12 protein-coding genes are annotated in these 13,221 nt (G+C 59.4%); 9 read left to right on the forward strand and 3 right to left on the reverse strand.

Features of this window, described 5'->3' with window-relative positions:
• The first annotated feature begins 45 nt into the window (after nucleotides 1–45).
• From sake_RS06360 to secG, 9 genes are all read left to right on the forward strand, one after another.
• The gene (locus sake_RS06360) at nucleotides 46–693 is read left to right on the forward strand and encodes a 1-acyl-sn-glycerol-3-phosphate acyltransferase (protein ID WP_129360138.1); all 648 of its coding nucleotides are present in this window, start codon (nucleotides 46–48) and stop codon (nucleotides 691–693) included.
• A 27-nt stretch (nucleotides 694–720) separates the two neighbouring features.
• Nucleotides 721–2,703 (forward strand): excinuclease ABC subunit UvrC, encoded by a 1,983-nt coding sequence (gene uvrC, locus sake_RS06365; RefSeq protein WP_129359699.1) that lies wholly within the window; start codon nucleotides 721–723, stop codon nucleotides 2,701–2,703.
• Between the two features lie 91 nt (nucleotides 2,704–2,794).
• Nucleotides 2,795–3,712: an RNase adapter RapZ gene (gene rapZ / locus sake_RS06370; protein ID WP_371811961.1), complete on the forward strand. Its 918-nt coding sequence runs from the start codon at nucleotides 2,795–2,797 to the stop codon at nucleotides 3,710–3,712.
• A 9-nt stretch (nucleotides 3,713–3,721) separates the two neighbouring features.
• Nucleotides 3,722–4,747 (forward strand): uridine diphosphate-N-acetylglucosamine-binding protein YvcK, encoded by a 1,026-nt coding sequence (gene yvcK / locus sake_RS06375; RefSeq protein WP_129359698.1) that lies wholly within the window; start codon nucleotides 3,722–3,724, stop codon nucleotides 4,745–4,747.
• A gap of 74 nt (nucleotides 4,748–4,821) precedes the next feature.
• On the forward strand, nucleotides 4,822–5,796 hold the full coding sequence (gene whiA, locus sake_RS06380; RefSeq protein WP_129359697.1) for a DNA-binding protein WhiA: 975 nt from the start codon (nucleotides 4,822–4,824) through the stop codon (nucleotides 5,794–5,796).
• A gap of 369 nt (nucleotides 5,797–6,165) precedes the next feature.
• Nucleotides 6,166–7,170 (forward strand): type I glyceraldehyde-3-phosphate dehydrogenase, encoded by a 1,005-nt coding sequence (gene gap, locus sake_RS06385; RefSeq protein WP_129359696.1) that lies wholly within the window; start codon nucleotides 6,166–6,168, stop codon nucleotides 7,168–7,170.
• Nucleotides 7,171–7,219: 49 nt separating this feature from the next.
• A complete protein-coding gene (gene pgk, locus sake_RS06390; RefSeq protein ID WP_178945641.1) occupies nucleotides 7,220–8,443 on the forward strand; it encodes a phosphoglycerate kinase in 1,224 nt (407 codons plus the stop codon).
• Between the two features lie 130 nt (nucleotides 8,444–8,573).
• Nucleotides 8,574–9,389, forward strand: a complete 816-nt coding sequence (gene tpiA / locus sake_RS06395) for a triose-phosphate isomerase (protein ID WP_129359694.1) — start codon at nucleotides 8,574–8,576, stop codon at nucleotides 9,387–9,389.
• 175 nt (nucleotides 9,390–9,564) lie between these two features.
• Nucleotides 9,565–9,813 carry a preprotein translocase subunit SecG gene (secG, locus tag sake_RS06400; RefSeq protein ID WP_129359693.1) on the forward strand — a complete coding sequence of 83 codons (249 nt, stop codon included), beginning with the start codon at nucleotides 9,565–9,567 and terminating at the stop codon, nucleotides 9,811–9,813.
• A gap of 88 nt (nucleotides 9,814–9,901) precedes the next feature.
• Here secG and pgl read toward each other — a convergent pair whose 3' ends face one another.
• The 3 genes from pgl to zwf are packed head-to-tail and all read right to left on the reverse strand — an operon-like array spanning nucleotide 9,902 to nucleotide 13,159.
• Nucleotides 9,902–10,669, reverse strand: coding sequence for a 6-phosphogluconolactonase (gene pgl / locus sake_RS06405; protein WP_129359692.1), 768 nt, complete (start codon nucleotides 10,667–10,669; stop codon nucleotides 9,902–9,904).
• On the reverse strand, nucleotides 10,662–11,648 hold the full coding sequence (locus sake_RS06410) for a glucose-6-phosphate dehydrogenase assembly protein OpcA (RefSeq protein WP_129359691.1): 987 nt from the start codon (nucleotides 11,646–11,648) through the stop codon (nucleotides 10,662–10,664). The genes pgl and sake_RS06410 overlap by 8 nt, the downstream gene beginning before the upstream one ends.
• The gene (zwf, locus tag sake_RS06415; protein ID WP_178946290.1) at nucleotides 11,648–13,159 is read right to left on the reverse strand and encodes a glucose-6-phosphate dehydrogenase; all 1,512 of its coding nucleotides are present in this window, start codon (nucleotides 13,157–13,159) and stop codon (nucleotides 11,648–11,650) included. The genes sake_RS06410 and zwf overlap by 1 nt, the downstream gene beginning before the upstream one ends.
• Between the last annotated feature and the right edge of the window lie 62 nt (nucleotides 13,160–13,221).

Consider the following 13,221-nt stretch of genomic DNA (forward strand, 5'->3'; position numbering starts at 1 on the left):
TCCGTGAAGCTGTACCACTTGGCGCAAACCACCGTCACCGGCTTAATGAAGATCGGGTTCAGGGCCCGAGTGACAGGGCTAGAGGATTTTCCGAAATCCGGTCCGGTGATTGTGGCCTCGAACCACAAAGCGTTTTTGGACAGCGTGATCATATCTGCATTGATGCCGCGCAGAGTGGCCTTTCTGGCCAAGGCAGAATACGTCAATTCGCCTGGTATCAGGGGAAAAGCCATGAAGGCACTGTTCGAATTGATCGACATCATTCCGGTGAACCGGTCGGACCAGACGGGGCGACTCAAAGCACTGGAAAAAGGTTTGGAGCGTTTGGACCAGGGGCAGGTTTTCGGAATCTATCCCGAGGGAACGCGCTCCAGGGACGGGTTTCTGTACCGCGGTCGGATCGGGGTGGCTTGGCTTGCCCACAAAACCGGAGCCCCCGTGGTCCCGGTGGGGCTCATCGGCACGGACAAGCTGCAGCCCTCGGGGTCTCGGATGATCCGTCCGGTCCGATTCACCGTTCGCGTGGGAAAGCCCTTGTACTTCGACAAGCTCGGAGATCAGCAGACGGGCAAGCAACGACGCGAAACCACGGACATCATCATGGACCATATCGCCCAGCTCTCCGGCCAATCCCGCAAGGACGAGTACAACACGTCGCCGTCGCTCGAGAAGGATGCGGGAACCACCGACTGAGTGCAGGAGAAGGAGGAAACAGAGTAGATGGCAAACCCGGCAAGCTATAGGCCTGCCTCGGGCGAGATCCCCACCCAGCCGGGTGTGTATCGCTTCCGGGACGAGTTCGGACGTGTGATTTACGTCGGCAAGGCCAAAAATCTACGAAACCGCCTGAACTCTTATTTCCAACGTCCTCAACAGCTCCCGCCCAAGACCTATGCCATGGTGCATACCGGAGCGAGCGTCGAGTGGACTGTTGTCGGCTCCGAAATGGAATCGCTCCAGCTGGAATACACATGGATCAAGCAGTACACGCCGCGATTCAACATCATGTACCGGGACGACAAATCCTATCCTTACCTTGCCGTCTCCATGGGGGATCGTTTTCCGCGCGCCCAAGTTATGCGCGGGGCCAAGAAAAAGGGCACACGTTACTTCGGCCCGTTTTCACAGGCCTGGGCAATCCGAGAAACCCTGGACTCTTTGTTGCGGGTATTTCCCGTTCGAACCTGTACCAGGGCCGTTTTCAAACGCGCCGAGCTTGCGGACAGGCCCTGCTTGCTGGGTTACATTGATAAGTGTTCGGCCCCTTGCGTCGGTCGCATCAGCGAAGAGGACCACAAGGATTTGGCCGATCAGTTGTGCAAATTCATGGCGGGGGATTCCGAGAAGTACATCAAGAAACTCGCCACCGACATGCAGAAATCCGCGGAGAACATGGAGTTTGAGCACGCTGCGAAATTGCGGGACGACATCGAAGCTCTTCGCAAGGCTTTCGAACGAAACGCCGTCGTGCTCTCCGATTCCGTGGACGCTGATCTGTTTGCGTTCCACGAGGATGAGCTCGAAGCCGCCGCTCAGGTTTTCCACGTACGCGGTGGCCGAATCCGAGGTCAGCGCGGGTGGATCGTGGAACGAGTCGAAGACCTGTCGGCTCCCGAAATGGTTGAACAGCTGCTGCAACAGGTCTACGGAGAGTCGGCCGTGACCATGGCGAGCGCGCCGGATGACGCGGAACTCAATCTCAACGAAATTCCCCGGAACGTCCTCGTCCCGGTCATGCCGGAAAACGCCGAGCAACTTCAGGAGTGGTTGTCCGGCCTCAGAGGAAGCAAAGTAACCATCTCGGTGCCCCAGCGTGGAGAGCGTGTCCAGTTGATGGGGACCGTGGCGGACAATGCGAAGCAAGCACTGACCTTGCACAAATCTCGGCGGGCCGGAGACCTCACCACACGCAGCGCGTCGTTGCAGGAGTTGCAGGAAGCACTCGACCTGCCCGATCCGCTCATGCGCATCGAGTGCTACGACATCTCGCACGTCCAGGGCACCAATGTCGTGGCTTCGATGGTGGTTTTCGAAGACGGCCTTCCCCGCAAATCGGATTACAGAAAATTCTCGATTCGCGGAGATGCGGCACGAGACGATACGGCCTCGATGTACGACGTCATATCGCGACGCTTCAAGCGGCACCTTGCGGATCAGGAAGCACGTCAGCATTCGCCCCAGGCTTCGGGCGAGGTGGATAGTGGGACCGAAAAAGAGCCGGCGAAGTTTGCCTACCCGCCCAATCTGGTGGTTGTCGACGGTGGACCGCCGCAGGTGGCCGCGGCCCAGCAAGCCCTCGATGATCTTGGGATCACCGATGTCTACGTCGTAGGGCTAGCTAAAAGACTCGAAGAGATTTGGGTTCCGGAGGACGAATTCCCGGTGATCCTGCCGAGGTCTTCTCATGGGTTGTTCTTGCTGCAAAGACTTCGCGATGAGGCCCACCGTTTCGCCATCACGTTCCACCGAACCAAGCGCGGCAAAGCCATGCTTGTCTCCGCCCTGGACGGCGTCGAAGGCCTGGGCAAGGCAAAACGAGAAGCTCTGATTGCGGAATTCGGGTCGCTCAAGGCGATACGGGAGGCCACGGCCGAGGACCTGACGCGCGCCAAAGGGATCGGCCCCCAGCTCGCCGAGAAAATACGAGCCCACTTGTCCACAGATTCCGAGGAATCCGGGGAAAGCAGCGAGACATCCGGGTAGTCTGGACTTGTACCACGCTTCGCTGGGGTGCGCGGTCGAGCGCACCCTTGGGCGGGCATTTTTGATTCGTCGCGACTCCGGGAGCTCTCCAGTGACCCAAGAGAATCCATCGTTCAATCCTGAGGACTTGACGCCTGAGAAGCCTGAGCAGACGGAAATGCTGGTCATTACCGGTATCTCTGGCGCTGGTCGTTCAACGGCGGCTCACACCCTCGAAGACGCGGGTTGGTACGTTGTGGACAATATTCCGCCGAACTTGCTGGGACCACTCGTGGATCTCGTTGCTCGTGCTCCGCAGTCGATGCCCAAGTTGGCCGTCATCATCGACATTCGTGGCAAGGCTCTGTTCGCGGATTTCAAAGAAGCTCTGGACGTGCTGCAGAATGCGCCGGTGGAATTCACCATGCTGTTCCTGGACGCTTCGGACGCGGCCATTATCGCCCGGTACGAGGCGCAACGCCGTCCGCACCCCCTGCAAGGAAACGGGCGCATCCTGGAGGGTATCCAGGCCGAACGTGACTTGCTCTCGGATCTGAAGAAGCGTGCGGATGTCGTGTTGGATACAACGGGCTACAACGTCCACGAGCTCTCCCACGTGATCTCGCAGACGTATTCGATGGAAGGTCCGTCGGTCGTCAATATCACGGTCATGAGTTTCGGTTTCAAATACGGTGTTCCCGCGGACGCGAATTTCGTCGCTGATGTCCGTTTCATCCCTAACCCCCATTGGATACCCGATTTGAGACCGCACACGGGACAAGACGAACCGGTGCGCAAATTCGTTCTGGGCCATGACGGAGCGAAAAAATTCGTGGACCTGTACGTTGACTCCCTGACACCCGTAATCGATGGGTATCGCACCGAGAATAAGCATTATGCGACCATCGCGATCGGTTGCACGGGCGGCAAGCACCGTTCAGTGGCTGTCAGTGAAGAAATTGCGCGCCGACTCGGAACACTGGATAACGTGACAGTCAACGTCCAACACCGCGATTTGGGTCGCGAATAGGAGCCCGCAATGACACGTTCTCGTCACCGTCCGGACCGGAGAATCCCCGGCTCTCGGCATTCACCCAAGGTAGTTGCCCTGGGCGGTGGGCACGGTCTGTACGCTTCCTTGAGCGCTCTGCGCCTCGTCACTCCGCACATCACTGCCGTCGTGACAGTGGCCGATGACGGAGGCTCCTCGGGCCGGCTGAGGGAACAATTTAACGTCTTGCCACCGGGCGACCTGCGTATGGCGTTGTCGGCTCTCTGTGATGATTCGGAATGGGGCCATCTGTGGCGAGAAGCGATCCAACATAGATTCTCGGCACTGCCCGACGCCCCACGAGAGATCGATGGGCACGCGATGGGCAACCTTCTGCTCGTCAGCCTGTGGCAACTGTTGGGGGACCCGGTAGCCGGTTTGGAGTGGGCCTCACGTCTCCTCGAAGCGCGGGGGCGTGTATTGCCGATGGCATTGGATCCACTCGTGATCTCGGGGGACGCCATTACTGGCGACGGGGTCCGTGAGCGACTGGTCGGGCAGGCCAAGCTTGCGAAGGCCGAACGCGTGGAGAATTTGAGCTTGGAGCCTCTCGACGCACGAGTCTGCGAAGAATCGGTTAGAGCCATCATGGATGCCGACTGGGTGATTTTGGGTCCGGGATCCTGGTTTACTTCTGTGATTCCGCACCTGCTACTGCGCGAGAGCCGAAAAGCCCTGTGCGAGACTTCCGCGAAGATCTGCGTATCTATGAATTTGGGCCTCGAAGAGAAGGAAACCGCGGGTCTTGGGGCTACGGGTCACCTCGAAGCTCTCGAAAGGTACGCCCCGGAGCTCAGCATCGATGCAGTCATCGCGGATCCCAGTTCTATTCAAGAGAAACAACTTTTCGAACAGGCCGTCTCCGAAAGAAACGCAAAACTCGTGTGGAACCGCCTGCGGGCTCGACGAAAGGAAAACCTGCACAACCCTCTGAGACTTGCGGCAGCCTACCAAGAGGCCATGCGGGTTCCGGACAACTCCTTCGGCGTGGAACCTGACGCGCCGAGCGTGTAATCTCGCGTAGTGACCCAAAGCCCCTGCGAGGGCGTGGTCACCGCTCCAAAACATCCAGCCTGGAGGAATACTGAATGGCCCTGACGGCTCTCGTAAAAGACGAATTGGCGAAGCTCGAGGTTCCGAAGTCCTCGACCCGCCGGGCCGAGGTGGCGACCGTGTTGCGTTTTGCAGGCGGACTGCACCTCGTTTCAGGCCAGATCGTCATCGAAGCCGAGTTGGATCACCGTGCAGCGGCGCAGCGCGTCCAGACCGCGATCGAGGAACTCTACGGACACCGCTGCGAATTGATGACGGTTTCGGGCGGAGCTCTCAAGCGGGGCGGACATTACATGCTTCGCGTCCAGCGCGGAGGCGAGGCCCTCGCACGCCAGACCGGGTTGTTGGACACACGAGGTCGACCCGTTCGCGGCCTGCCTCCCACGGTCGTCAACGGTTCCTTGGCCGATTCGGAGGCCGTGATGCGTGGAGCATTCCTTGCGCATGGTTCCCTGACCGAACCCGGTCGATCGTCCGCTATGGAATTTACGTGTCCCGGCCCGGAAGCGGCCCTGGCTCTCGTCGGCTCGGCACGTCGCCTCGATATCTTCGCCAAAGCCAGAGAAGTCCGCGGCGCGGATCGAGTGGTGGTGCGCGACGGTGAAACCATCGGGCAGCTACTGCGTCGTATGGGTGCTAGCGATGTCCTCTCGCAGTGGCAGGACCGGAGAACGCACCGAGAAGTACGGGCCACGGCCAACCGATTGGCTAATTTTGACGATGCCAACCTTAGGCGTTCGGCCCAGGCGGCCGTCGCGGCGGGCGCCCGAGTCGAACGGGCATTGGAAATATTGGGTGACGACGTCCCAGAACATCTTCACTACGCCGGTCAGCTCAGGCTGGCCCACCGCCACGCGAGCCTTGACGAACTAGGTCGTCTCGCGGATCCGCCCCTGACCAAGGACGCAATCGCTGGCCGCATCCGCCGGCTCCTGGCCATGGCGGACAAACAAGCTTCGGCCGAAGGTATTCCGGGTACAGATACCGCACCCCAGGGGAGCTCTCGCTAGCCCGTTCGCGCCGACGATACCGACGAAGCGCACATCCGAACTCACCGTCTCGTCAGCTGATAGCGCAAATTAGCCACATATTCCCACAAAAGACCACGAAGAGGCCCGCGATGAAGCGACATCTCGGGCCTTTCGCATGTCCCAACTATTGATATTTCGTGCGAAGGCGTGGGTGCATTTGGAAATTTTTCCGCAAAACACACCCAAACACACATAAAATCACGTAAACTAATAACAGAACCGAACGGAACGCGTTGACGAGGAGTTCCACGAGTCGCGGAAACCTGACGGCGCGCCAGTTCGGCGGGATGGACTCCATACGGAGCCGCCCTCAACGATAAACACTCAAACTGAGGAGTTTGATCACAAGTGACTGTACGTATTGGTATCAATGGTTTTGGTCGTATCGGCCGCAACTTCTTCCGCGCCGTCCGTGAGCAGGGCGAGAACATCGAGATCGTTGCTGTCAACGACTTGACCAGCCCTGAAACCCTTGCTCACCTCCTCAAGTACGACTCCATCCTTGGGCCGTTGAAGGCTGAGGTGGAGGTCAAGGACGGAAGCATCTTCGTCGACGGCAAGAAGCTCGAGGTCCTTTCCGAAAAGAACCCTGCTGACCTTCCGTGGAAGGACCTCGGTATCGACATCGTTCTTGAGTCGACCGGTCTGTTCACCGATGGTGAGAAGGCAAAGGCTCACCTCGAGGCCGGCGCCAAGAAGGTCGTTATCTCCGCACCAGGCACCAACCTGGACGGCACCTTCGTCATGGGTGTGAACGATGACACCTACGACAACGACACCCAGCATGTCGTGTCGAATGCTTCCTGCACCACCAACTGCTTGGCACCGCTGGCCAAGGTTCTGGATCAGAACTTCGGTATCAAAGCCGGACTCATGACCACCATCCACTCCTACACAGCTGACCAGCGTTTGCAGGACGCCCCACACAAGGACCTGCGTCGTGCTCGCGCCGCGGCCGTCAACATGATCCCGACCTCGACCGGTGCCGCTCGTACCGTAGGCAAGGTCTACGAACCGGTTGCCGGCAAGCTGGACGGCATGGCCTTCCGCGTTCCTACCATCACTGGCTCGATCGTTGATCTTTCGCTGTCTTTCGAGAAGGACGTGACCGCCGAAGAAATCAACGCGGCCGTCAAGGAAGCAGCAGAAGGCGACTACAAGGGAATCATCAAGTACACCGAGGATCCCATCGTCTCCACGGACATCGTGGGCGAAGAGATCTCCACCGTGTTCGATGCCGAGCTCACCTCTGTCCTCAACGGTCAGGTCAAGGTCTTCGCCTGGTACGACAACGAGTGGGGTTTCACTTCCCGCACCGTGAAGTTCGTCAATAAGCTGGCTGCAGAGCTCTAAGATAGGGAATGGCTCACTTTCCCTACAACGAGGTTTGGAGAAAATCACCATGGCACATGCTCTCGATGAGCTGATTGCCGATGGTGTCGAGGGCAGGCACGTTCTGGTCCGTTCGGACCTGAACGTGCCTCTCGACGGCACCACGGTGACCGACGATGGTCGAATCAAAGCGTCATTGCCGGTCCTGAAGAAATTGTCCGAAGCGGGCGCTCGGGTGATCGTGATGGCTCACCTCGGCCGACCCAAAGGCCAGGTTGACCCGCAGTATTCGCTCGCCCCTGCGGCCGCAAGGTTGGCGGAGCTAGCCGACTTCCGGGTCGCCACGGCACATGATGTTGTGGGCGACGACGCTCGTGCCAAAGCCGAGGAACAGAAAAACGGTGACATTCTCGTTATCGAGAACGTACGCTTCGATCCTCGCGAGACAAGCAAAGACGATGCAGAGCGGGCAACATTTGCGGACGAGCTTGTTTCTCTTGCAGGCGAAAACGGCGCATACGTCGACGACGCATTCGGTGCTGTTCACCGCAAGCACGCGTCGGTCTATGACGTCGCCAAGAAACTTCCTGCCTATATGGGTGATTTGGTCAAGACGGAATTGGATGTTCTGTCGACTTTGATCGAGAACCCGGACCGACCCTTCGTGGTGGTCATGGGAGGGTCGAAAGTTTCCGACAAACTTGCCGTTATCGACAACCTGATCGGAAAGGCCGACGCTTTGTTGATCGGCGGTGGCATGGGTTATACCTTCGCGGCGGCTCAAGGCTACAACGTCGGCAAATCGCTCCTGGAGAAGGATCAGATCGAGAACGTCAAGAAGTATCTCGAACGCGGCTCAGCCGAAGGCACCGAGTTCGTCTTGGCCACGGACGTGGTGTGGGCTTCAGCCTTCGCCGCCGACGCACAGAACGAGATCCGACCTATTGAATCGCTCGAAGAGGGCGAGATCGGGCCTGAGGGCTTGGGATTGGACATCGGGCCCGAAACGCAAAAGGTCTTCGCCGAATACATCAAGAAGGCCAGGACCGTATTTTGGAACGGGCCGGTTGGTGTCTTCGAGATGGAGGCTTTCGCCGGCGGCACCAAAACCGTCGCTCAGGCCCTCGCCGACTCGGATGCAATGAGCGTCATCGGCGGCGGGGACTCCGCTTCTGCTGTACGCAACCTCGGTTTCAAGGACGAGGACTTCGGGCATATTTCCACCGGCGGTGGCGCTTCCCTCGAGTTCATCGAGGGCAAAGAGCTGCCCGGCCTCGAAGCTCTCGGAGCCTAGCCGATCTCGGGCGGACCGACCACATCGTGGCCGGTCCGCCTCTTTTCACTCCACGGGCTCTGTGTCACCTTCACGGTGCTGAGCCCGTTTCCTGGCATCACGGACGATGCCCCACGGAAAGGACACGATCTTGACGACACAAACCAACGGTTCCTTCGACCGCACACCGCTGATTGCCGGAAACTGGAAAATGAACATGGACCACGCTGAGGGTGTTGCACTGGTGCAAAAACTCGCGTGGACTCTCGACGACGCCAACTTCGACTACGACCGGGTGGAAGTCGCGGTCTTCCCCCCGGCCACGGATCTCCGATCGGTGCAGTCGCTCGTCAATGGCGACAAACTCAAGATTGAGTACGGTGCCCAGGATCTTTCCGACCAGGATTCCGGCGCCTACACCGGCGACATCTCCGGCGCGTTCCTCAAAAAGCTCGATTGCGAATACGTTCTGGTCGGCCACTCTGAACGACGGACAATTCACCACGAGGACGACGAGCTGTGCTCCAAAAAGGTCGAGGCCGCATACCGCCACGGTCTTACCCCCATTCTCTGCGTGGGCGAGGGGCTGGACGAGCGTCAGGCCGGTAACCACGTGAACTACACGCTGGAACAGCTCCGGGGCTCCCTCAAGGGATTGTCTGCGGAAAACGCGAAGTCCGTAGTCGTAGCGTACGAACCGGTCTGGGCCATTGGCACCGGCGAGGTCGCTGGTCCGGAGGACGCCCAGGAGATGTCGGCAGCCATCCGCGCGGAGCTGGAAAAGCTGTACGATGCGGAAACTGCTGCCGCGGTCCGGATCTTGTACGGAGGTTCAGTCAAGGCTGCCAATGCGGCGGCCACGCTCTCCGAAAAGGACGTCGACGGGGTTCTGGTCGGTGGCGCTTCCTTGAAAGCAGAGGAATTCGCGAATATCGCGCGCTTCGAGAAGCACGTCGTCTCGGAATAGGAACGGATACGTGCGCGGCCCCGTGGGCCCCGCACGATCTAGGCCCTATGTGCGTCGGCCGTCTCGAACTCGGCGCGTCCTTGACCCATGGCGTATAGTCGGGTCGGAAAAAGAAATCGTTTGGCTCCTCAACAGGAGACACCAAGCGCCCTAACGTAGGCACCGAAAGGTCGAAGTGGATATTGTACGTTGGATCCTGCTTGGGATCATCGCGCTGACCAGCATCTTGACGGTCTTCTTTGTCTTGCTCAACAAGGGCAAGGGCGGCGGCCTCTCCGACATGTTCGGAGGAGGCATGACGAGCTCATTGAATTCATCCGGGGTCGCTTCCAAGAACCTCGTTCGATTGACGGTCACCACGGCCATCATTTGGGTGCTTGCGATTATCGGATACGCTCTCTTCTTGCGCTTCACAGCCATCTAGGTCGGTTCGCCGCACAGCCGGAGACTGCAAAGGGCCCGGTCACCACCTCAGAGGTGGTGACCGGGCCCTTGTTGCGGGTGCTTCCTCGTCAGCCTTCCGGACGCGAATCCTTAGCGATCAAGTACAGGGTTTCGGAGAGACCGCGTGCCCCTGAGGCGGGTGTTTCGGACAAGCCGTCTCGGTCGGGATCCTGATCCCGGGCCGCCCAGACTCGTTCGAACGCGTCCCTCTTGTCGGAGCCCGCAACCAGGAACCACATTCGATCGGAATTGTTGATCATGGATCGAGTCATGCTGATTCGTTTCGGGGGAGGCTTGGGGGAGTTCTCCACCCCGACTACGCCCTCGTGCTCCAGGTGGATTTCTTCCTTGCCGGGGAATAGCGATGCAATGTGCCCGTCAGGCCCCATTCCCAAAAGCGACAATGCAAAACGGGGGGAGCTGTGGCCCTCCTCCGCAAAACGTGACAGCTCATCCGCATAGGCCCGAGCAGCCGCATACTGATCGGCATACTCTTCCGCCGCTCCCATGACGTGCAGGTTCGACCCAGGAACAGGCCCGTTGCGGAAGAAAGCGTCGAAAACCTGCTGTGCATTGCGCTCGGGATCGCCGGATGGCAGGAACCTCTCGTCCGACCACCAGATATGCACCAAAGACCAGTCGACGGTTCCGACGAGAATGTTCTGACTCACGGCTTCCCAGATTCCCGTGCCCAGGGAACCACCTGTGATGCTGATGTGGACGACGCTGCCTTGGGCCGTCTGATCGCCGAGGCACAGGAGCAATCTTGCGGCTGCTGCCTCGGCCACCAGATCTTTCGTCGGGTACGCAACGGCGTGAGGGCGAGGATCAGGCATCGTAGACCTCCGTGTAACGTGACGGGTCTCCGGCGGGGACCGGAGCAGCTCCTTGTGTCAGGGTGACTTCCGAGCGGCTCAGCGCCTCGTTGAGCACCTCGCCGAAGACCTCGTCCGGATCCAACCGTCTGAGTTCCTCTGCAAGACACTCCGCCAGAGAACGAACCGGCAGAGCTAGCTGCTGATCTGCGCTCTTGGGGATGGATAGCGTCGCAATATTGCGGCCCGGGCGATAGATCGTGACTTCGCCATCTTCTCGGCACAATGTGACCCTATAGAGGCCGCGGGGCTGCGGACTTTCCCGAATCTCGACTTGTGCATCGAGCCGGTAACCGAGCCAGGTGCCCAGGAGAAGGACAGACGGCGATTTCTCGGATCCCTCGACAATGACCTTGTTGACCGTGTGTTTCTTCGGATCGTCCATGACTGCGGCGAGCTGGATACGCCACAAAGTGAGTCGGGTCCAGGCCAAGTCCGTGTCACCGGGCGCATACCGTTTGCGCAGATTATTCAGTGAGTCCCACGGAACCTCGGCCCGAGCCGAATCGGTGATTCGTCGGTGAGCGATCTTTCCTATCGAATGCTCGGCGGGGCACTCGGGCAGGGAATGAGGCCACCAGGCGACGATAGGAGCGTCGGGCAGCAGAAGAGCGGCAATCAAAGATTCGCTCGGGTGTGCAGACTCTCCCCACCCGCGTAGCACGACGATCTCGCTCGCTCCCGCGTCTCCGCCCATGCTGACTTCCGCGTCCAAGCGGTTCTTGGCGTTCGGGTCGTGCGTGATGTGGACGATGATGCGGCACGGATGCTCGTGGCTGGCCGTAATGGCGGCATCGATCGCTTTCTCCGAGTGGCCCATGTCGGCCATGATGACGAGAGTCAGTACGCGTCCGAGCGTGCGAATGCCGGTCTCCTCGCGCATCAGCGCGAGGGCCTTGTCGACCTCTGAACTGGTGGTGTCTTTGAGAGTACGGATCATTATGGCCTCCTCCAGGCGCGCCCATCGCGGGCCAGTAGTCGATGCGCGGATTCCGGACCCCACGAGCCTGGAGCGTATTCCTCCGGCCTGATCCCGCTCTCTGCCCAGTACTTCTCAAAGGGATCCAGGATCTTCCACGAGAGCTCAACTTCTTCGTGCCGGGGGAACAGCGGCGGTTCGCCGAGAAGGACATCCAGAATCAGGCGCTCGTAGGCTTCAGGGCTGGATTCCGTGAAGGAATGACCGTAGCCGAAGTCCATGCTGACGTCGCGCAGTTCCATCTGCGTACCCGGCACCTTGGAAGCGAATCGGATCGTCACTCCCTCATCGGGCTGGATACGAATCACGATTGCATTCTGCCCAAATTCTTCGTACGAGTTCTCCCGGAACAAGAGATTGGGGGAGCGCTTGAAAACGACCGCAATTTCGGTGACGCGACGTCCGAGACGTTTGCCGGCACGCAGGTAGAACGGCACCCCGGCCCAACGCCGGTTATTGATATCCAGTTTGATGGCAGCGAAGGTTTCAGTTCTGGAATCCGCAGGAATATCCTGTTCTTCCTTGAAGCCTTTGACCTCCTCGCCTCCTTGGAAGCCGTCCGCGTACTGCCCGAGAGATGAATAGCCCTCCACGTCCTCGGGAAGCGTCACGGCTGCCAGAACCTTCGCTTTCTCGTCGCGTAAGTATTCCGCGTCGAAGCTGATCGGCTCTTCCATCGCGGTCAGAGCCAGGAGCTGCAACAGGTGGTTCTGGATGACGTCGCGTGCCGCCCCGACGCCCTCGTAGTAGCCCGCACGCGAGCCGATACCGATGTCCTCGGCCATCGTGATCTGCACGTGGTCCACGTAGTTGGAGTTCCAAAGCGGTTCGAACATCTCATTGGCGAAGCGGAGCGCCAGGATGTTCTGTACCGTTTCCTTGCCCAGGTAGTGGTCGATGCGGAAGACCGAGTCCGCGGGGAAAACGCTTTCTACGATCTCATTGAGCTCGCGAGCGGATTCCAGATCGTGGCCGAAGGGCTTCTCGATCACGACGCGGCGCCAGCCGTCGGCTTGTTCGTGCTCCGCCAGGCCGTTCTCAGCGAGCTGGGCGCAGACCGCTTCGAACGCATTTGGCGGAATGGAGAGGTAGAAAGCATGGTTGCCGCGGGTTCCGCGTGTTTTGTCCAATTCTTCCAGAGTCTCTTTGAGACGCCGGAAGGCATCCGCATCGTCGAACGCGCCTTGGACGAAACGAATTCCGGCGGTCAACTGGTTCCACACGTCCTCGCGGAACGGGGTTCGCGCATGCGCTTCGACGGATTCGCGAACTTGGCCGCGGAAATCGTCATCCGACCAATCGCGACGGCCAAATCCGACGAGGGCGAAACGAGGAGGGAGGAGGCCGCGGTTCATCAAATCATAAATCGCAGGCAGAAGTTTCTTGCGAGCCAGATCGCCCGTGACCCCGAAGAGAACCAGAGCAGACGGGCCGGCTACCCGCGTGAGCCTTCGGTCTTGGGGATCGCGCAGGGGGTTTGATTCTTGTGGAGCGGACACACCAATCCTTTGTTCGAAAAGTGAATCGGTGACTC

Origin of the sequence: Kocuria sp. TGY1127_2 (assembly GCF_013394385.1) — a bacterium.
Taxonomy (GTDB): domain Bacteria; phylum Actinomycetota; class Actinomycetes; order Actinomycetales; family Micrococcaceae; genus Rothia.